Source organism: Kitasatospora sp. NPDC002040 (assembly GCF_040296785.1).
Classification (GTDB): domain Bacteria; phylum Actinomycetota; class Actinomycetes; order Streptomycetales; family Streptomycetaceae; genus Kitasatospora.
Window position 1 is genome coordinate 218,309 of record NZ_JBEOXV010000002.1, and the last position, 19,607, is coordinate 237,915.

Below are 19,607 nucleotides of genomic sequence, written 5' to 3' on the forward strand. Positions count from 1 at the left end.
GTGACCCGTCACCGCCCGTCTCGTTGGACCTCTGAATGTGTACCGGCGACAAGGAGTGACGCATGCTGCAGGTGGCGATCGAGGACATCGAGGTCGGCCCGGGGCACGTGTACGAGTGGGCTCTGACCTCCCTTCGGACGGACGGCGGGGAGGCGGCCGCCGGGCAGCGCAGCATCACCGGCTTCAACCAGGCCAAGCACTTCACCGTGGCCCAGCACGCCCAGAGCGTGAACGACCCGGTCCGGTCCTACGTTGCCGGAACGTTCACCCTCCCCGGCCCGGTCGACCTGGACGCGCTCGAAGCCTCGATCCTGGACTTCGTCCGGCGGCACGAGGTGCTGCGCTCGGTCTACCACCCGCTCGCCGGGGACGTCTCCTGCGACATCCTGCGGCCGGACGAGGTGGCGCTCGAACGCAGTTGCGCCGGGCGGCTGGACTCCGCCGAGGAGGTCCGGCGCCACCTGCACGCGACCTTCAAGCGCGTCGACACCCTCGCCTGGCCACTGATCGTCATGGGTGTGGTGCTGCACGAGGACTCGGCCACCGTCTACTTCTCCTGCGACCACCTGGTGACCGACGGCCTGTCCACCGTGATCGCCGTGAACGACATCTCCTCCGCGTACGCGGCCCGCACCCTCGGCCGGCCCCGGGCCGCGGCCGAGGTCGGCAGCTACCTGGCCTTCAGCCGGGACCAGCGCCGGCAGAACCGGGCGCTCGACGCCGACGACGAACGGCTCGACCACTGGCGCGGGTTCATCGCCCGCAGCGGCAGCTTCTTCCCCCGCTTCCCGCTGGAGCTGGGCGTCGAGCCCGGCCGCCTCTACACCTCCGTCAACGAGACCGAGCACCTGCTCGACGCCGACGAGACCGCCGCGCTGGAGTCGCACTGCCGCACGGCGGGCGGCCGCCTCTCGATGGGCCTGCTGGCCGCGCTCGCCATGGCGATCCGGGCGGAGGGCGGCCCGGAGGTCTACCGGGGCCTGATGCCGGTGAACGAGCGCGGCCGCGGTGAGTACGCCGAGGCGGTCGGCTGGTTCATCAACACGCTGCCGATCGAGTTCGCGGTCGGGCCGGGCAGCAGTTTCACCGAGGTGCTCGCCAACGCGGAGCAGGCGCTGGCCACCATGCGCGCCCACGCCGACGTCCACTTCGTCAAGGCCTGGCGGCTGCTGGCCCCGGTCGAGTACGCGAACCTCCGGTTCTGGCCCCACGCCGTCAACTTCTTCTCCTACCTCGACTTCCGCCGGACCCCGGGGGCCGAGCACCACGGCGCCCTCCGGCCAAGGACGCACGTCTGGGTCTCCGGCTGCAACGGCCTGCTGCTCTGGCTCCACCGCAACGACGACGGCCTGCACCTCAACTCCATCTACGTCGACACCCCGCAGGCCGCCCGCACCAAGTCCGCCCTGGTCCACACCCTGACCCGGACCCTCCGGTCCGCCTACCAGCCGGTTCCGCTCCCCCGGCCCCGGCCGGCCGGCCCGGCCGACCTCGCCCGCCGGGTCCCGGCCGCCAGCGGCACGGCCTGAACGGGTGTCAGCCGAGGGCCGGGATGATCCGGGCGCCGTAGGCGTCGATGGTCTCCTCCTGGGCGTCGTGCATGTCGTAGACCGCGAACTGGTCGACGCCGAGGTCCCGCAGCCGGCCGAGCTTCTCCAGGTGGGCCTCCACCGGGCCCAGCAGGCAGAAGCGGTCCACGATCTCGTCCGGGACGAAGTCGGTGGAGGGGTTCCCGGCCCGGCCGTGGTGGCTGTAGTCGTAGCCCTTGCGGGCCCTGATGTACTCGGTCAGGTCCTCGGGGACCAGGCCGGAGTGCTCGCCGTAGCGGGAGACCAGGTCGGCGACGTGGTTGCCGACCATGCCGCCGAACCAGCGGCACTGGTCCCGGGCGTGGGCCAGGGCCGCTGACGAGTCGTCGGCCGTGACGTAGGCGGGCGCGGCCACGCAGATGGTGACGGCGCCGGGGTCGCGGCCGGCCTCGGTCGCGGCCTGCCGCACCGCCTTGACCATCCACTCGGTCAGGAAGGGGTCGGCGAGCTGGAGGATGAAGCCGTCGGCCTTCTGCCCGGCCAGGGCGAGCGCCTTCGGTCCGTAGGCCGCCATCCAGACCGGCAGCCTGCCGTCCTTGATCCAGGGGATCCGGACCGGGTTGCCGTCGACCTGCGCCTCGCGGCCCTCGGCCAGGTCCCGGATCACGTCGATGGCGTCCCCGAGCCGGGCCAGCGTGTTGGGGGCCCGGCCGGCCACCCGCATCGCGGAGTCGCCGCGCCCGATGCCGCAGACGGTGCGGTTGCCGTACATGTCGTTCAGGGTGGCGAAGGTGGAGGCGGTCACCTCCCAGGTGCGAGTGCCGGGGTTGGTCACCATCGGACCGACGTGCAGCTGCTCCGTGTTGGCGAGGATCTGGCTGTAGATGACGAACGGTTCCTGCCACAGGACCGCCGAGTCGAAGGTCCAGCCGTAGCGGAATCCGTTCCGCTCGGCGCGTTGCATCAGGCCGACCACCCGGGAGGCGGGCGGGTCGGTCTGCAGGACGAGGCCGAAGTCCATTCATGGCTCCTTGCGGGAGGTGCGGGGAGGTGCGGGCGCCGGGGCCTGCCGGCCCCGGCCCCTGGTCACAGGTACTGACAGGTCGAGCGCTGCTGGTACCGCCCGTGCCCGGCCCGGCCGAGGTAGGCGTCCCCGTCCACCACCACCGTGCCCCGGGACAGCACGGTGCGCGCCCGGCCGGTCAACTGCCGTCCCTCGTACGCCGAGTAGTCCACGTTCATGTGGTGGGTGGCGGCCGAGACGGTCTGCACGGCGGTCGGGTCGTAGACCACCAGGTCGGCGTCGGCGCCCGGCGTGACGGTGCCCTTGCGCGGGTAGAGCCCGAACATCCGGGCCGGGGTGGCGCAGGCGATCTCGATCCACCGACGGCGGGTCAGGTGCCCGTCCAGCACCGCCTGGTGCAGCAGGTCCATCCGGTTCTCGACGCCCGGCAGACCGTTCGGGATCTTCGAGAAGTCGCCCCGGCCGAGGTCCTTCTGGCCGGTGAAGCAGAACGGGCAGTGGTCGGTGGAGACCACCTGGAGGTCGTTGGTGCGCAGGCCGCGCCAGAGCGCGGCCTGGTGCTCGCGCGGGCGCAGCGGCGTGGAGCAGACGTACTTGGCGCCCTCGAAGCCCGGCTCGGCCAGGTTGTCGGTCGACAGGTAGAGGTACTGCGGGCAGGTCTCGCCGAACACCGGCAGGCCCTCGTCCCGGGCCCTGGCCAGCTCGGCCACGGCCGAGGCGGCCGAGACGTGCACCACGTACAGCGGGGAGCCCGCCACCTGGGCGAGCTTGATCGCCCGGTGGGTGGCCTCGGCCTCCAGCAGCTCCCGCCGCACCTCGCCGTGGTAGCGCGGGTCGGTCTTCCCGGCGGCCAGCGCCTGTTCGACCAGGACGTCGATCGCGATGCCGTTCTCGGCGTGCATCATGATCAGCCCGCCGTTGTCGGCGCCGCGCTGCATCGCGCGCAGGATCTGGCCGTCGTCGCTGTAGAAGACGCCGGGGTAGGCCATGAACAGCTTGAACGAGGTCACCCCCTCCCCGACCAGCAGGTCCATCTCCTTGAGGCTCGACTCGTTCACGTCGCCGAGGATCATGTGGAAGGCGTAGTCGATCGCGCAGACGCCCGCGGCCTTGGCGTGCCAGGCGTCCAGCCCGGCCCGCAGGCTCGAACCGACCGACTGGACCGCGAAGTCCACGATGGTGGTGGTGCCGCCGAAGGCGGCGGCCCGGGTGCCGGTCTCGAAGGTGTCGCTGGCCTCGGTGCCGCCGAACGGCAGCTGCATGTGGGTGTGGGCGTCCACGCCGCCGGGGATGACGTACTGTCCGGTGGCGTCGATCACCCGGTCCGCCGTCCAGCCGTCGGCGACGTCGCTGCCGGTGGCGGCGAGTGCGACCACCTGCTCGCCCTCGATCAGCACGTCGGCGTGCATCTCCTCGGCGGCGGTGATCACCAGACCGCCGCGGATCACGGTGCGGGGCATCCGACTCCTCCTCAGGCCTCGGTCAGCGGGCCGTAGGCGTCCGGCCTGCGGTCCCGGTAGAACGCCCACTGCTGCCGCACCTGCTCGATCAGGTCCAGGTCGAGGTCGCGCACCACCAGCTCCTCGTCCTTGTCGGAGGCGACCTCACCGACGAACTGGCCGCGCGGGTCGACGAAGTAGGAGGTGCCGTAGAAGTCGTTGTCGCCGTACTCCTCCACCCCGACCCGGTTGATCGCGGCGATGTAGTACTCGTTCGCCACCGCGGCGGCGGGCTGCTCCAGCTGCCAGAGGTAGGCGGACAGGCCCCGGCTGGTGGCCGAGGGGTTGTAGACGATCTCGGCCCCGGCCAGGCCGAGTGCGCGCCAGCCCTCGGGGAAGTGCCGGTCGTAGCAGATGTAGACGCCGACCTTGCCGACCGCGGTGTCGAAGACCGGCCAGCCGAGGTTGCCGGGCTTGAAGTAGTACTTCTCCCAGAAGCCCTTCACCTGCGGGATGTGGTGCTTGCGGTACTTGCCGAGGTAGGAGCCGTCGGCGTCGATCACGGCGGCGGTGTTGTAGTAGAAGCCGGACTGCTCGACCTCGTACACCGGCACCACCATGACCAGGCCCAGCTCCTTGGCCAGCGCCTGCATCCGCCGCACCGTCGGCCCGTCCGGCACCGGCTCGGCCCAGCGGTAGTGCTCGGGCTCCTGCACCTGGCAGAAGTAGGGGGCGTTGAACACCTCCTGGAATCCGATGACCTGTGCGCCCTGGGCGGCGGCGTCGCGCGCCGCGCGCTCGTGGGCCGCGGTCATCGTCTCCTTGTCGCCGGTCCACCCGGTCTGGAACAGGGCGGCGCGTACCACTCGACTCATGACGGACTCCCTCGCAGCAGCGGTGTGACCGTGAGACTAGGAGTAATGCCCGCCTGTGACCCGCGTCACGCGCCGGGAGCCGGAACTTCTCTCTCCAGCTGAGAGCGCTCTCAGTTGACTTCACTACCCGAACGCCGAGCGCCGCGATGACCCACCGTCAGGCCCCTTTTCCTGCAAGGGGGAAGAAGTCCGCGCATTGACATTGCCATGACTTGAAGGGCATCCGTAGGATCTCGGCCGAGAGCGCTCTCAGCAAGGTCCGCACCCCCTTCTTCCCCCAGACAAGGGTGGTTTCCCCCATGGCTGCTGCAACCCGCCCACGTCGCCGACCCCTCGGCGGACTCCTGTCCCTGCTCAGCGCCGGCCTGCTGGCCGCCGCCCTGCTCGCCACCCCGACCCCCGGCCCGGCCGCCGCACCGCTCGGCGGCACCGCACCGGTCGCCGCCTCGACCTGGAACGACGACTTCAACGGACCGGCCGGCTCGGCCGTCGACCCCGCCAAGTGGACGATGGAGACCGGCGGTTCGGGCAACGGAAACCACGAGCTCCAGTACTACACGGCGGGCGCCCAGAACGCCGCCCTGGACGGCCAGGGCAACCTGGTGATCACCGCCAGGCGCAGCACCGACGCGGGGCTCGGCTGCTGGTACGGCACCTGCCAGTACACCTCGGCCCGGCTGAACACCGCCCGCACCTTCACCCAGGCGTACGGGCACTTCGAGTCCCGGATCAAGATCCCGCGCGGCCAGGGCATCTGGCCCGCCTTCTGGATGCTCGGCAACGACCTCGGCACGGCGGGCTGGCCCACCAGCGGCGAGCTGGACGTGATGGAGAACATCGGCCGCGAGCCGGGCACCGTGCACGGGACCATCCACGGCCCGGGCTACTCGGGCGCGGGCGGCATCGGCGCCGCGTACACCCTCGGCGGCGGGCAGGCCTTCGCCGACGCCTTCCACACCTTCGCGGTGGACTGGAGCCCCACCGCGATCACCTGGTCCGTGGACGGCAACGCCTACCAGACCCGCACCCCGGCCGACCTGGGCGGCAACCGCTGGGTCTTCGACCACCCGTTCTTCGTCATCCTCAACCTGGCGGTCGGCGGCGACTGGCCCGGCAGCCCTGACGGTTCGTCGGCGTACCCGCAGACCATGACGGTCGACTACGTGCACACCACCACCTGGGGCGGCAGCTCCGGCCAGCCGTACACCGGGCGGATCACCGGCCCCGGCGGCATGTGCGTGGACGTGGCCGGCGCCTCCAGCGCCGACCGCACGCCGATCCAGCTGCACAACTGCAACGGCGCCGCCGCCCAGCAGTGGACGGTGGGCACCGACGGCACCGTCCGCGCCTTCGGCAAGTGCCTGGACGTGGACGCCGCCTCGCACAACGACGGCGCGGTGATCCAGCTCTACACCTGCAACGGGACCAGCGCGCAGCAGTGGACCTACCGCTCCGGCAAGGACTTCCTGAACCCCGGCTCGGGCAAGTGCCTGGACTCCCCGAACGGTTCCGCCGCCGACGGCACCCGGCTCCAGCTGTGGACCTGCAACGGTTCCGCCGCGCAGAAGTGGACCCTGGGCTGATCCCCCGGTGCGGGCGGGGGCACCGGCCCCGCCCGCACCGTCCGAGGGACCGTCAGCAATCGCAGCTGACGGTCAGGGTGATCGACTCCGGCGGCGGCGGGGAGTTCAGGTACGGCGCGATCCAGGCACTGACGCCGTTCTCCCCGGTCCTGGTCCAGCGGACCCGCTGGTCCGCGCCGAGCGGGCTGCCGTCCCCGTTGGTGACGGTCCAGTCGACCGGGTGCTGGCCCGCCGGACAGTAGGCCGTCACCCCGCCGGGGGGACCGGTCACCGCGACGGTCTCGGCGGCGTGGGCCGGGCCGGCCAGCAGCGCGGTGAGGCCGGCTGCGGCCAGGGCGGCGCCCAGGAGTCGCTTGCGCATGGATGTCCTTCCGTCGTCCGCCCCACTGGTTCGGGGGCGATCGACAGGATTCTCTCCGTCACCCACCGCGATAATCCGGATGCGCAGCGGAGTCACCCGCCCGAGTGGACGGCGCCCCGGCCCGGCCGTGCGCGCCCGAGCTTTGCCGGGGGCGAGCCCGACCAGGCAAGATGGCCCGGTGACCCTCCTCGACCTGATGCCGAAGCCCGCTACCCCCGACGCGCTGTACGAGACCTTCGCCGAATGGGCGCAGGACCGCGGCATCACGCTCTACCCCGCCCAGGAGGAGGCGCTGATCGAGCTGGTCTCGGGCAACAACGTCATCCTGGCCACGCCCACCGGGTCGGGGAAGAGCCTGGTCGCGGCAGGTGCGCACTTCGCCGCGCTGGCCGAGGGCAAGCGCACCTTCTACACCGCGCCGATCAAGGCCCTGGTGTCGGAGAAGTTCTTCGACCTGGTGAAGATGTTCGGCACCGAGCAGGTCGGCATGATGACGGGCGACGCCAGCGTCAACCCGACCGCGCCGATCATCTGCTGCACCGCCGAGGTGCTCGCCAACATCGCGCTGCGCGACGGCGCCCAGGCCGACATCGGCCAGGTGGTGATGGACGAGTTCCACTTCTACGCCGAGCCGGACCGGGGCTGGGCCTGGCAGATCCCGATCCTCGAACTCCCGCACGTGCAGTTCCTGCTGATGTCCGCCACCCTCGGCGACGTCCGCCGGTTCGAGGAGGACCTGACCCGCCGCACCGGCCGCCCGACCACCGTGGTCCGCTCGGCCACCCGCCCGGTGCCGCTGTTCTACGAGTACCGCCGCACCAACATCCACGACACCCTGGAAGAGCTGCTGAAGACCGGTCAGGCACCGGTCTACGTCGTGCACTTCACCCAGAAGGAAGCCGTCGAGCGGGCCCAGTCGCTGATGAGCATCAACATGTGCACCAAGGCGGAGAAGGACGCCATCGCCGACCTGATCGGCGGCTTCCGGTTCACCACCAAGTTCGGCCGCAACCTCTCCCGGTACGTCCGGCACGGCATCGGCGTGCACCACGCCGGCATGCTGCCCAAGTACCGCCGCCTGGTCGAACGGCTGGCCCAGGCCGGTCTGCTCAAGGTGATCTGCGGCACCGACACGCTCGGCGTCGGGGTCAACGTGCCGATCCGCACGGTGCTGTTCACCGCGCTCTCCAAGTACGACGGCCAGCGGGTCCGGGTGCTCCGGGCCCGGGAGTTCCACCAGATCGCCGGGCGGGCCGGCCGGGCCGGCTTCGACACCGTCGGCCAGGTGGTGGCCCAGGCGCCCGAGCACGTGATCGAGAACGACAAGATGGTCGCCAAGGCCGGTGACGACCCGAAGAAGAAGCGCAAGGTGGTCCGGAAGAAGGCCCCCGAGGGCTTCGTCAGCTGGTCCGAGGAGACCTTCGAGCGCCTGATCGGCGCCGACCCGGAGCCGCTGGTCTCCCGGTTCAAGGTCAGCCACGCCATGCTGCTCTCGGTGATCGGCCGCCCGGGCAACGCCTTCGAGGCGATGCGCCACCTGCTGACGGACAACCACGAGGAGCGCTCGGCCCAGCGCCGGCACATCCGCAGCGCGATCGCCATCTACCGCTCGCTGCTCGCGGGCGGAGTGGTCGAGCGGCTGCCGGAGCCGGACGCCGAGGGCCGGATCGTCCGCCTCACCGTGGACCTGCAGGAGAACTTCGCGCTGAACCAGCCGCTCTCCACCTTCGCGCTGGCCGCCTTCGAGCTGCTCGACCAGGAGTCCCCCTCCTACGCGATGGACATCGTCTCGGTGGTCGAGGCCACCCTGGACGACCCGCGCCAGATCCTCGCCTCGCAGCAGAACAAGGCGCGCGGCGAGGCGATCGGCGAGATGAAGCGGGACGGCATCGAGTACGAGGAGCGGATGGAGCGGCTCCAGGACATCACCTATCCCAAGCCGCTCGAGGAGCTGCTCGACCACGCCTACGAGGTCTACCGCCAGGCCCACCCGTGGATCGGCGACCACCACCTGGCGCCCAAGTCCGTGGTCCGCGACCTGTACGAGCGGGCGATGACCTTCTCCGACTACGTCGGCCACTACGACCTGGCCCGCACCGAGGGCATCGTGCTGCGCTACCTGGCCGGGGCGTTCAAGGCGCTGGAGCAGACCGTCCCGGACGACCTGAAGACCGACGACCTCAAGGACGTCATCGCCTGGCTCGGCGAGCTGGTCCGCCAGGTCGACTCCAGCCTGCTGGACGAGTGGGAGCAGCTGGCCAACCCCACCTCCCCGGAGTCCGCCGAGGTCCGGCTCGACGACAAGCCCGCCCCGGTCACCGCCAACGCCCGCGCCTTCCGGGTCCTGGTACGGAACGAGATGTTCCGCCGGGTCGAGCTCTGCGCGCTCGAACAGTACGGCACGCTGGGCGAGTTGGACGGCGAGTACGGCTGGGACCGGGACCGCTGGGCGGACGCGATGGACGCGTACTGGGAGGAGCACGACGACCTCGGTACCGGCCCGAACGCGCGCGGCCCCAAGATGCTGCTGATCGAGGAGGACCCGGAGGAGGGCTCCTGGCGGGTCCGGCAGATCTTCGAGGACCCGGCCGGCGACCAGGACTGGGGCATCAGCGCCGAGGTCGACCTGTACGGCTCGGACGAGGAGGGCCGCGCGGTGCTGCGCGTCACCGGGGTGAACCGCCTGGACGGCTGACGGTCCGTCGCCCCTTTGAGGCCGCCCGGGTGCACCGGGCGGCCTCCGGCGTTCCCAGCAAGCTCCCAGCTGCTTCCCAGGGGTACGAACAGCGGCCGTCAGGGGTTGTCAGGGCGCCGAGCCGTCCACCATGATCTGCCTAACCAGGCGTCCCCGCCGCCGAGTTCACCGGCCGTCGGGCGGTCGTCGGCACCCCTGCCTCCGCCCGCTCCGAGGACACCCATGCCCGCGCTGCCCCGCACCGTCCGGATCGGCTACGGCCTCGGCTCGCTGGGCACCGGCACCTTCGGCACCGTCCCCGGGCTGATCCTGCTGTACTACCTGACCGACGTGCTGGCGGTGCCGGCCGCGGTGGCGGGGGCCGCCGTGTTCCTGCCCAAGGCCTGGGACGTGCTGGTCAACCCGCTGGTCGGCGCGCTCTCCGACCGCAGCCGTCTGCCCGGTGGGCCGCGCCGCCCGTTCCTGCTGATCGGCGCCTGCACGCTGCCACCGCTGTTCGCGCTGATCTTCGCCGCCCCGCCGCTGCGCGGTGCCGCGGCGGCCGGGTACGTCGCGGTGCTGTTCCTGCTGGCGGCCACCGCCTACGCGGTCTTCCAGGTCCCCTACGTCGCGCTGCCGGCCGAGATGACCCGGGACCAGGGCGAGCGGGCCCGGGTGCTCGGCTGGCGGGTCGGCTTCCTGGGGGTGGCGATCCTGCTCTCGGGCGCGCTGGCCCCGGCGCTCGCGCACGCCGGCGGGGACGGCCCGGCGGGCTACCGGCTGATGGGCCTGGCGGTGGCCGGGCTGCTGGCGGTCGGGATGTTCGGGGCCTGGTTCTGCACCCGGCACGCCCCGGTGGTCGCGCGCAACGACTCCGAGCCCTCGCTGCGGGCCCAGCTGGCGACGGCGCGGGACAACCCGGCCTTCCTGAACCTGGCGGGCATGTGGACGCTCCAGGCGCTGGCGGTCGGGGTGATGCTCGCGGGCGTGCAGTACTTCGCCACCTACACCCTGGGGTCGGCGACCGCCGTCACGCCGCTGTTCGCCTGCATGATCGGGCCGTTGGTGCTGGTGATGCCGCTGTGGAACCGACTGGCGTCCCGGCGGGGCGTCAAGTACGCGCAGTGGTGCGCCAGTTCACTGTTCCTGGCGGCCGCACTGGCGCTCTCGCTCACCCCGTCCGCCGGGGCCTGGCTGGGGTACGCCGCCGTCGCCCTGGTCGGAATCGCCTACGCGGGGCTCCAGTTGCTGCCGCTGACCATGCTCGCCGACACGTTGGCCGCCGACACCCGCCGGACCGGCCGGACCAGGGCCGGCACCTTCACCGGGCTGTGGACCGCCGCCGAGACGCTCGGCCTCGCCCTCGGCGCCGGGGCCTTCGCCGCCGTCCTGGCGGCCACCGGCTTCCGCTCCTCCGACGCCGGCCACCGGGTGGCGCAGCCGGGCTCGGCGCTCACCGGCATCACCGTCGGCATGGGCCTGCTGCCCGCCCTCCTCACCGCGCTGAGCCTCTGGCTGCTGCACCGCTACTCCCTCGACGAGGAAGAGACCGCCGATGTCCGCTGAGCTTGCCCCCGCCCGGTCGGCCCCCGAGGTCCTGGCCGAACTCCGCGCCCTGCGCGGCGCCGACGCCCCGACCCGGGGCGGCCGCACCTTCGCCTACGTCTACGACGCCGCGCTGGCGGGTCTGGACGAGCTGGCGGCCGCCGCGTACACCGAGTACGCCACCGTCAACGGCCTGGACATGACCGTCTTCCCGAGCGTCGCCCGGCTGGAGAACGACGTGGTCGGCGCGGCGGCCGCGCTGCTCGGCGCACCGGGCGTGCAGGGCAGCTTCACCAGCGGCGGCACCGAGAGCATCCTGCTCGCCGTGAAGACCGCCCGCGACCACGCCAGGGCGGTGCGCGGGGTGACGCGGCCCCAGCTGCTGCTGCCGTCCACCGCGCACGCCGCGTTCCACAAGGCGGCCGGCTACCTCGGGCTGGAGACCGTGGTGGTCCCGGTGGACCCGGAGACCTGCCGGGCCGACGCCGACGCGGTCGCGGCGGCGATCACCGACCGCACCGTGCTGACCGTCGCCTCCGCGCCGTCCTACCCGCACGGGGTGGTCGACCCGGTGGCCGCGATCGCGGCCGCCGCGGCCGAGCGCGGCGTGCTCTGCCACGTGGACGCCTGCATCGGCGGCTGGCTGCTGCCGTACCTGCGCCGGGCCGGGCGCCCGGTGCCGGCCTTCGACCTGACCGTGCCGGGGGTCACCTCGCTCTCGGTGGACCTGCACAAGTACGGCTATGCCGACAAGGGCGCCTCGGTGGTGCTCTACCGCGACGCGGAGCTGCGCCGGTACCAGTACTTCGCGCACGCCGGCTGGCCCGGCTACCCGGTGATCAACCCGACCGTGCAGGGCACCAAGTCGGCCGGGCTGCTGGCCCAGGCCTGGGCGGTGCTGCGGCACGTCGGCGAGGACGGGTACACCGCGCTCGCCGCCGGGGTCGCGGACGCCTCCGACCGGCTGCTGGCGGGGCTGCGCGGGATCGAGGGCGTCCGGGTGCTCGGCGACCCGGCCGCCGGGCTGGTCTCGTTCACCCTGCGGGAGGGGACCAGCCTGCTGCTGCACCTGGCCGACGAGCTGCGCGAGCGCGGCTGGTACCTCCAACCCCAGCTCTCGCACGGCGGGTTGCCCGCCAATCTGCACCTCACCCTGACCCCCGCCACGGTCGGCCGGGTCGACCTCCTGCTGGCCGACCTGGCCGAGGCGCTGGCGGCGGCCCGCGCCCTGCCGCCGGTCGCCGTCGATCCAGGCGTGCTCGACCTGGCGGCCGCGCTCGACCCGGAGTCGCTGGGCCCGGACGAGGTCGCCGCCGTGCTGGCCTTCGCCGGCCTGCCCGGCCCGGGCGGGCTGCCGAGCCGGATGGCTCCGGTGCTGGTCCTGCTGGACGCGCTGCCGGAGCCGCTGCAGGAGCGGCTGCTGGCGGAGTTCGTGGGCTCGATCTTCCGGATCTGAGCCCGTACGGATCCGGGCTCAGCGGGGGTCGAGACCGCTCAGCAGCTCCGGCAGGTCCCGGCTGTGCAGCACGCCGAGCGTCCTGGTCGCGCGGGTGAGGGCGACGTAGAGGTCGTTGGCGCCCCGGGTGTGTGCGGCCAGGATCTCGCCGGGCTCGACCACCAGCACCGCGTCGAACTCCAGGCCCTTGGACTGGGCCGCCGTCATCAGGACCACCGGCGAGTCCAGCGCCGAGCGGCCGTCGGCCACCGTGACGCCCGCCAACCCGGCCAGTGCATCCGCCAGTTCGGCCGCGCGCTCCGGGGCGTGGATGACCGCCATCCGGCGGCCGTCCAGCTCGGCGATCTCCTGCTCGACCACGGTGCGCAGCATCGCGCCCCGGTCGTCCGCGGGCAGGCGCAGGCTCCAGGGGCGGCTGCCGCCGCTGCGCACCGCCGTGGGGGCGGCCAGCTCCGGGCCGAGCGCCTTCAGGACGCCCTGGGTGACGTCCATGATCTCGGACGGGGTGCGGTAGTTGACGGTGAGCTGCACCGTGCGCCAGCGGCCCGCGGTGTACGCGTCCAGCGCCTCGCCCCAGGAGTTCAGGCCGGAGGCCGCGCCGGTCTGGGCCAGGTCGCCGACGATCGTCATGGAGCGGCCGGGGCAGCGCCGGGCGAGCATCCGCCAGGCCATCGGGGAGAGCTCCTGCGCCTCGTCCACGATCACGTGCCCGAAGGCCCAGTTCGGGTCCTCCAGCGCGCGCTCGGCCAGCGGGCGGAGCGACTGCTCGCCCCGGTACTGACGGGTCAGCAGCTCCGCGTCGATCTCGGCCAGCCCGGCGCCGAAGTCCTCCAGCACGGTCTTCGCGAACTCCAACTCCTGCGCGCTGGGCCCGGCTTCGGCCTGCTCGGCGGCGCTCCGGCCGGGCAGCGGGCCGAGCAGGTCGGCGGCCTCGTCCAGCAGCGGGACGTCCGCGGTGGTCCACCGGGTGCCCGGGCGCCCCGGGCCGGCCGGGTCGCGCAGCAGGGCGGCCCGCTCGGCCGCGCTGTGGTCCGGCATCGCCCGGGCCAGCAGCTCCGGCGATCCGTACAGCGCGGTGAGCAGCTGCTGCGGGGTCAGCAGCGGCCAGAGCCGGTGCGCCAGCGCCTGGACTTCGGGCTCGCCCACCAGTGCGTCGGCGAGGTCCGCCACCTGGTCCAGGTTCAGCTCGCCGCCCCGGTCCTTGCAGATCCGCAGGGCCAGCTCCGAGGTGAGCCGTTCGACCAGGTCGTGCCGGGCGGCGTTGTGCGGCTCGCCGCTGCGGTGCGCGGCGGCGTGGGCCCGCTCGCACAGCGCCCGGCCGATCTCCAGCTCCAGCCGGTGCGGCGAGCTCTTGCCCACGGCGATGGTCCAGGACTCCTCCGGCAGCTGCCGCAGGCCCTCCACTGCGGCGGCCAGCACCCCGGTCATCCGGACGTCGCCCTTGACCGCGTCGGCCGCCGGGGTGTCCGGCTCGGTCGCCGTCACGCCCGGGTGGAGCGTGCCGATGCTGCTGAGCACCACGTCGCTCTCGCCGAGCCCGGGCAGCACCTGGTCGATGTAGCGCAGGAAGGTCGCGTTCGGCCCGATCACCAGCACGCCGCTCTTCGCCAGCCGGTCGCGGTGGGTGTAGAGCAGGTAGGCGGCGCGGTGCAGCGCGACCACGGTCTTCCCGGTGCCGGGGCCGCCCTGGACCACCAGGACGCCGCTGAGCTCGGAGCGGATGATCCGGTCCTGCTCGGCCTGGATGGTGGAGACGATGTCGCCCATCCGTCCGGTCCTGGCCGCGGTCAGGGAGGCGAGCAGGGCGGTCTCCCCGCTGAGCTCGGAGCTGTCCCGGCCCTCCATCGCGTCCACGCCGAAGGCGTCGTCGTCGAAGTCGAAGACCTCCCGGTCCCTGGTCCGCAGGTGCCGACGCGCCGTCACCCCGCCGGGCCGGGCGGGCGTGGCCCGGTAGAACGGCTCCGCGGCCGCCGCCCGCCAGTCGGTCAGCAGCGGCTCGTGCTCCTCGTCCGACAGGGCGATCCGGCCGATGTACTGCCGCTCGCCGTCGGCGTTCTCGACCCGGCCGAAGCAGAGCCCGTACTCGGCCGCCTGGAGCTCGGCCAGCCGACGGGTGTAGTGGATCTCCAGGGTGTCGCGCTCCAGCCGGGACTGGGCGGTGCCGCCCTGGTCCTGGCGGTGGATCTCGCGCAGGCGCCCGGTGGCGAGGCCGCGCTGGGCCTCCAGCCGGTCGTACAGCCTGCCGACGTACTCGTTCTCCGCCTGCAGCTCTCTGGTCCGCCAGCCGTCGGCGGGCTGCGTGCCCTCCCCGGCAGTGCTGTTGAGTTCGGACGAGGACGATGACGCGGCGTTCAAGTCGTGCTCCAATGACTCGGAACTCTCAATCGGTCGGCCAATTGAGGGCGGCGGCGGGACGGCCGCCGTATTTCGGCAGCGCCGGGACCTGCGGTCGGGTCCGCCGGCTTTTCCGCAGATTCTGGCTTCGGCCGACAATTCTGCGCCATCACCGGGGCCTTGCGGCAAGCCCCCCGGTACGTTATATCTTGATAGTGGCAAGGAGTGCTTTTTCCCTCCTTGCCACTGGTGTTTCCGGGGCCGGTTCCGGGGCCCGCCGGACGGGGCGTCAGGCCCGGGCGCGCAGGCGGCGCAGCATCCGGGCGTCCTGGAAGCCCACCGCGCGGGCGGCGGCCTCGACCGTACTGCCGCCGGCGATCAGATGTCCGGCCCGCTCCAGCCGCAGCTCCTGCTGGTAGCGCAGCGGGGTCAGCCCGGTCGCGGCCGAGAACCGCCGGGTGAGGGTGCGTTCGCTCACGCCCGAGGCGGCGGCCAGGTCGGCCAGGCCGAGCGTGGCGGTGAACTTGGTGTCGATCAGGTCCTGCACCCGGTGGACGGCGTCGCTGAGGTGGGTGCGGTGCCGGAGCAGCGCGCTGGCCTGCTGCTCGTCGCCGTTGCGGCGGGCGTACACCACCATGTTGCGGGCGACCTTGGCGGCGGCGGCCGGGCCGTGCCGGACGGCGAGCAGGTGCAGGGCGAGGTCGATGCCGCTGGCGATGCCGGCCGAGCTGACCACCCGGTCGTCGACCACGTAGAGCACGTCGCGCACCACGGTGGCGCGGGGGTAGCAGCGGGCCAGCTCGTCCTGCTCCTCGTGGTGGGTGGTGCAGCGGCGGCCGTCCAGCAGCCCGGCCCGGCCCAGGGCGTCCGCGCCCGCGCAGATGCTGGCGACGGTGCCGCCCGCCGCGTGATGGGCCGTCAGGCGGTCCAGGGTGGCGCGGGTCAGCGCGCCGTTGGCCTGCAGGGTGGGTGCGCGCCAGCCCGGGACCACCAGCAGGTCGTCGGGCGTCAGCTCGGGCCACTCGGTGGCGGCCCGCAGCGCCAGGCCCTGGGCGGTCGGGACGTCCTCCTGCTCGGCCACGTAGCGGACCCGGTAGCCGTAGCCGTAGTCCGCGGCGGTCGAGAAGACCTGCGCGGGCCCGGCCAGGTCCAGCAGGTGCAGCTGCGGGACGAGCAGGAAGACGACCTGGGTCACGATCCGGTCAGCTCCTCGACGGTGGCGACCCGGGCGAAGCGGCCCGCGAGGGCGTACTCGGTGCGGGTGATGACCTGATCGGTGGTCAGGGTGAGCGGGTCCGCCATGATCTCGGCCAGGGTGCGGCCGGCCGGGGCGTCCCGGTGCTCGATCGGGTGGGTCGCGGTGGCGTCGGTGACGAAGGTGACCTGGTAGCCCAGGTCCGAGCCGACCCGGGTGGTGGTCTCGCAGCACTGCTCGGTCCGGATGCCGCTGATCACCAGCTCGCGCACCCCGTGCTCGGTGAGCTGCTGCTGCAGGTTGGTGGTGGTGAAGGCGTTGTGGGAGGTCTTGTAGATCGTGGGTTCGCCGTCCAGCGGCTCCAGCAGGCCCTCGATCGGGCGGACGTGGCCGAGCGCCGGATCGAAGACGGTGCCGCTGCCGGGCTCGCTGTGCAGGACCCAGACCACCAGGTCGCCGGCCGCCCTGGTGGCCTCGACCAACTTGTTCACCTGCCCGACGATGTCGGGGTTGGAGACCACGGCCCAGTTCTCCCGCTGCCGGAACGACTCCTGGACGTCGATGACGATGAGTGCGCTGTTCATGCCTCTGATCCTGCCGCTCGCCGGTACCCCCGGGACAGACACCATCATGCCCCGATCCGGACCGATCCGGTCACCGGGCCCGGCCCGCCGCCGTCAGTCGAAGTCGTACACGGTGACCCGCAGGCCCGCCCCGCCCAGCCGCGCGGCGACCAGCGGCTCGACCCGGTCCCACCGCCCGCCCGCCAGGCCGCAGCCGATCCGGGGCATGTGCACCGAGGCGCCGAGCGCCAGCGCCTGCGGGGCCAGCCGGCCGAGCGCGGCGTCGATCGCCTCGTAGCGGACCGGCACGCCCTGGGACCGGCTGGTCCTGATCCCGCGCTGGCCCACCAGGTTCGCCACCCACACGTACGGCTCGACCTGCACCAGTTGCACCGCCCCGAGCCCGAAGTCGTTCCCGGCCCGCTCCCGGTGCCATTTCCGGAACGCCCGCTCCGGCTCCGGCCACCGCTTCGACAGGGCCAGCACGAAGCCCTTGCCCCATCCGCCCAGGTCGTTGCAGACGTGCGCGATCACCTTCACGCCCTTGCCCTGCGGGGCGCTGGCGTCCCCCTTGAGATAACTGATCATCTCTCCCATCGGGCCAGGCTAGCCGTCGCCGCTGTCACCCTCGACGGGATTTCCCGGTGCCCGACGGCCCGTTCGTTGCAGTCTCAATGCGGCTCGGTGACCGATCGGCGGGCCGGGCTCCGGGCTGTCTAGGTTGGGCACCATGACTACCACCACCGACCGCCGCCCCGGCCTGGCCGAGCACCTGCGGGACAAGGGCGCCGCGATGCGGGCCGCCGCCGCGCGGCGACCCGACAGCGCGGACTGGGACGAGCGGATCGAGGCGGTCTGCGTGGCCGACGACGCGACAGGTGTGCGCCGGGTGCGGGTCGGTGACTGGTCGTTGCTCGGTGACGGCGGGCCTGACATCGGCGGGTTCGGGCTGGGGCCGTCCTCGCCCGAGCTGCTCTGCGCGGTGGTCAGCACCTGTCTGACCCACACCGTGCTCTGCCTCGCCGCCGTGGACGGCGTGCCGCTGGACCGGGTCCAGGTCCGGGTGACGGCCCGCAACAACGACGCCCGCTTCTTCGGGGTCGCCACCGACGCGCCCGCCGTCCCGCACGAGCTGACCGCCGTGGTGGAACTGGACAGCGCGGCCGGCTCCGAGGAGCTGGCCGCGCTGCTGGCCGAGGCGGACCGTCGCTGCCCGATGCTGCAGCTGGTCCGGTCCCAGCACACCGTGGTGGTGCGGGAGGTCAGCCCTCGATCACCGTGAAGGTGAGCGGGCCGGACGGTACGGGCAGGCCGGCCCCGTTCGGGTAGCCGTACATCGCGGACCGGCCACCGCTGGAGGTGATGGTGAAGCCGACGGTGTAGGTGCCGGCCGGCAGCGAGCCGTAGAAGCCCAGGTGGAACTTCCCGTCCGGGCCCGGAGCCGCGCCGCCGCCTCCGCCCCCCTGCGAGACGCCTGCGGCGTCGTAGATGGTGAACGAGGTACCCGTGATGCCCACCGGCGAGCTCGCCCCGACGGTCAGGCCCAGCGACTGCGGCATCTGGCTGGTCCGCAGCTCGGTCGCGCTCAGCACGGCCGAGGTGGCCACCGGGTCGGTGCTGTCGGGCAGCTGAGTGGCCACCAGGTTCAGCGCCGGGCCGTTGAAGGCGGCCCCGTACGCGGCGGAGCGCCCGGCGCCGTCCCGGAGCGCGATGCCGGTGACGGTGCAGCTGCGGGTGTAGATCGGCAAGATCCACAGCTTCACCGCGATGGTGCCGTCCGCCTGGAGCACCGGTGCGTCCACCGTCTGGTTCGAGCTGCAGTCGTCCGCGGTCAGGACCGTGACGGAGGCGACGCCCTTGAGCGCCCCCACCGGCTTGAGCGAGACGGTGAGTTCGGTGGGCGAGGTCCAGTTGTTGAACAGCTTCGGGCCGATCGTGAGGCCGTCCGCCTTCAGCTGCGCGTTCCGGGTCAGGTGGACGGGGGCGAGCGCCAGGTTGCGGTGCACCGCGACGTTCCCGGTGTTGTCGGTCAGGCGGGCCCGCGTGATGGTCCAGTCGCCGGGGGCGGCACCGGCCGGGAGCTGGACCTCGACCCGGCACCTGACCTCGTCGGTGTCACCGTTCCCGGTGCCCTCACCGCAGGTGTAGAGGTTGCCGCCGTCGCGCTCCAGGGTGAACCCGCCGGTGACGGTGGTGCCGTCCGGTCCACGGACCGTCAGCTCGCCGGCGTACACGCCCGCCTCGTAGTCGGAGGCGACCACGTCGTAGGCGACCGCGACCGGCTTGCCGTCCAGGTAGCGGTACTGGGGCTGCTCCGACACGACGTAGGCGTTGTCGACGGCCGGGCCCGTGGTGTCGATGAGCTCGGTCGCGGTGAAGCTGTTGTGGAAGGTGCCGAGCCGGGCCCGGCCGAGCGAGAGCTCGGTGCCCTTGTCGTCGGCGGCGGTCAGGCCGACCACCGCCCAGGTGGTGTTGGCCACCGCCGCGTAGCGCGGCACCGGGAAGGCGTACCGGTAGGTGGCCGCCTGCGCCGTGCCCGAGACCACGGTGGCCCGGGTGTCCCACTTCCGCTGGAACGCGAAGCTGACCGGGTACCCGCGGCCGACCGGCCGACCGGCCGGGTCGACCTGCTGGACCACCACGGTGCCGGAGACGTTGGTGGCGGCCTGCTGGGTGTCGGTGACGGTCCACTCGACGGTGGCCCTGGCCCTGCCCCCGGTGGCGTCCACCGAGGCCTCGGCGAACGCGAGCGCGGTCAGGGCGAGCCGCGGTTTCGGCGTCGCCCCGGCCCCGGTCGCGGTGCCGCCCACCAGCAGTGCTCCGGCCAGCAGGGCGAACGCCCCCCGGCCGATGGCTGTCCGTACGGACAGTCGATTCATTGATTCCCCCATGGATGATTCGGTGTGCCATCGAAGTGGACGGCGTGCAGATGCTGGCAGCTCGACGAAACCCCCACAACTCCTTTACCCCTCCCCCGAATCGGCCCAGCTCAGCAGCACGGACGCGGCCCGCCGGCAGCCCGCCGGCCA

General features: G+C 72.7%; 15 protein-coding genes. 6 read left to right on the forward strand and 9 right to left on the reverse strand.

Annotation, left to right across the window (positions count from 1 at the left end; all coding sequences use genetic code 11):
* The first annotated feature begins 62 nt into the window (after window positions 1–62).
* On the forward strand, window positions 63–1,529 hold the full coding sequence (locus ABT118_RS06435) for a condensation domain-containing protein (protein ID WP_350645345.1): 1,467 nt from the start codon (window positions 63–65) through the stop codon (window positions 1,527–1,529).
* A 7-nt stretch (window positions 1,530–1,536) separates the two neighbouring features.
* Here the strand turns inward: ABT118_RS06435 and ABT118_RS06440 are convergent, their stop codons facing one another.
* The 3 genes from ABT118_RS06440 to ABT118_RS06450 all read right to left on the reverse strand — a co-directional run bounded on the left by ABT118_RS06440 (window position 1,537) and on the right by ABT118_RS06450 (window position 4,867).
* Window positions 1,537–2,550 (reverse strand): TIGR03842 family LLM class F420-dependent oxidoreductase, encoded by a 1,014-nt coding sequence (locus ABT118_RS06440; RefSeq protein WP_350645346.1) that lies wholly within the window; start codon window positions 2,548–2,550, stop codon window positions 1,537–1,539.
* A 65-nt stretch (window positions 2,551–2,615) separates the two neighbouring features.
* Window positions 2,616–4,013, reverse strand: a complete 1,398-nt coding sequence (gene hydA, locus ABT118_RS06445) for a dihydropyrimidinase (RefSeq protein WP_350645348.1) — start codon at window positions 4,011–4,013, stop codon at window positions 2,616–2,618.
* 11 nt (window positions 4,014–4,024) lie between these two features.
* Entirely contained in the window at window positions 4,025–4,867 is an 843-nt protein-coding gene (locus tag ABT118_RS06450) for a nitrilase-related carbon-nitrogen hydrolase (protein ID WP_350645349.1), read from the reverse strand.
* Between the two features lie 299 nt (window positions 4,868–5,166).
* Here ABT118_RS06450 and ABT118_RS06455 point away from each other — a divergent pair, with 299 nt between their 5' ends.
* A complete protein-coding gene (locus ABT118_RS06455) occupies window positions 5,167–6,450 on the forward strand; it encodes a ricin-type beta-trefoil lectin domain protein (protein WP_350645350.1) in 1,284 nt (427 codons plus the stop codon).
* A gap of 52 nt (window positions 6,451–6,502) precedes the next feature.
* Here ABT118_RS06455 and ABT118_RS06460 read toward each other — a convergent pair whose 3' ends face one another.
* A complete protein-coding gene (locus tag ABT118_RS06460; protein ID WP_350645351.1) occupies window positions 6,503–6,811 on the reverse strand; it encodes a hypothetical protein in 309 nt (102 codons plus the stop codon).
* Between the two features lie 196 nt (window positions 6,812–7,007).
* On the opposite strand from ABT118_RS06460, the gene ABT118_RS06465 reads away from it, so the two are divergent.
* The 3 genes from ABT118_RS06465 (at window position 7,008) to ABT118_RS06475 (ending at window position 12,486) form a co-directional block, all read left to right on the forward strand.
* Window positions 7,008–9,506, forward strand: coding sequence for a DEAD/DEAH box helicase (locus ABT118_RS06465; RefSeq protein WP_350646286.1), 2,499 nt, complete (start codon window positions 7,008–7,010; stop codon window positions 9,504–9,506).
* Between the two features lie 222 nt (window positions 9,507–9,728).
* Window positions 9,729–11,051: an MFS transporter gene (locus ABT118_RS06470; RefSeq protein ID WP_350645352.1), complete on the forward strand. Its 1,323-nt coding sequence runs from the start codon at window positions 9,729–9,731 to the stop codon at window positions 11,049–11,051.
* Window positions 11,041–12,486, forward strand: a complete 1,446-nt coding sequence (locus tag ABT118_RS06475; protein WP_350645354.1) for a pyridoxal phosphate-dependent decarboxylase family protein — start codon at window positions 11,041–11,043, stop codon at window positions 12,484–12,486. Before ABT118_RS06470 ends, ABT118_RS06475 begins: the two co-directional genes overlap by 11 nt.
* 18 nt (window positions 12,487–12,504) lie before the next feature.
* On the opposite strand, the gene ABT118_RS06480 is transcribed toward ABT118_RS06475, so the two are convergent.
* The 4 genes from ABT118_RS06480 to ABT118_RS06495 form a co-directional block, all read right to left on the reverse strand.
* Window positions 12,505–14,841, reverse strand: a complete 2,337-nt coding sequence (locus ABT118_RS06480) for a HelD family protein (RefSeq protein WP_350645355.1) — start codon at window positions 14,839–14,841, stop codon at window positions 12,505–12,507.
* Between the two features lie 268 nt (window positions 14,842–15,109).
* A complete protein-coding gene (locus ABT118_RS06485) occupies window positions 15,110–16,015 on the reverse strand; it encodes a GlxA family transcriptional regulator (RefSeq protein WP_350645356.1) in 906 nt (301 codons plus the stop codon).
* A complete protein-coding gene (locus tag ABT118_RS06490; RefSeq protein ID WP_350645357.1) occupies window positions 16,012–16,599 on the reverse strand; it encodes a cysteine hydrolase family protein in 588 nt (195 codons plus the stop codon). The genes ABT118_RS06485 and ABT118_RS06490 overlap by 4 nt, the downstream gene beginning before the upstream one ends.
* Before the next feature lie 93 nt (window positions 16,600–16,692).
* Entirely contained in the window at window positions 16,693–17,175 is a 483-nt protein-coding gene (locus ABT118_RS06495) for a macro domain-containing protein (RefSeq protein WP_350645358.1), read from the reverse strand.
* A 133-nt stretch (window positions 17,176–17,308) separates the two neighbouring features.
* On the opposite strand from ABT118_RS06495, the gene ABT118_RS06500 reads away from it, so the two are divergent.
* On the forward strand, window positions 17,309–17,860 hold the full coding sequence (locus ABT118_RS06500) for an OsmC family protein (protein ID WP_350645360.1): 552 nt from the start codon (window positions 17,309–17,311) through the stop codon (window positions 17,858–17,860).
* On the opposite strand, the gene ABT118_RS06505 is transcribed toward ABT118_RS06500, so the two are convergent.
* Complete coding sequence (locus tag ABT118_RS06505) at window positions 17,841–19,457, reverse strand: hypothetical protein (RefSeq protein WP_350645361.1); 1,617 nt, start codon at window positions 19,455–19,457, stop codon at window positions 17,841–17,843. The two genes, ABT118_RS06500 and ABT118_RS06505, sit on opposite strands and share 20 nt — an antisense overlap.
* Between the last annotated feature and the right edge of the window lie 150 nt (window positions 19,458–19,607).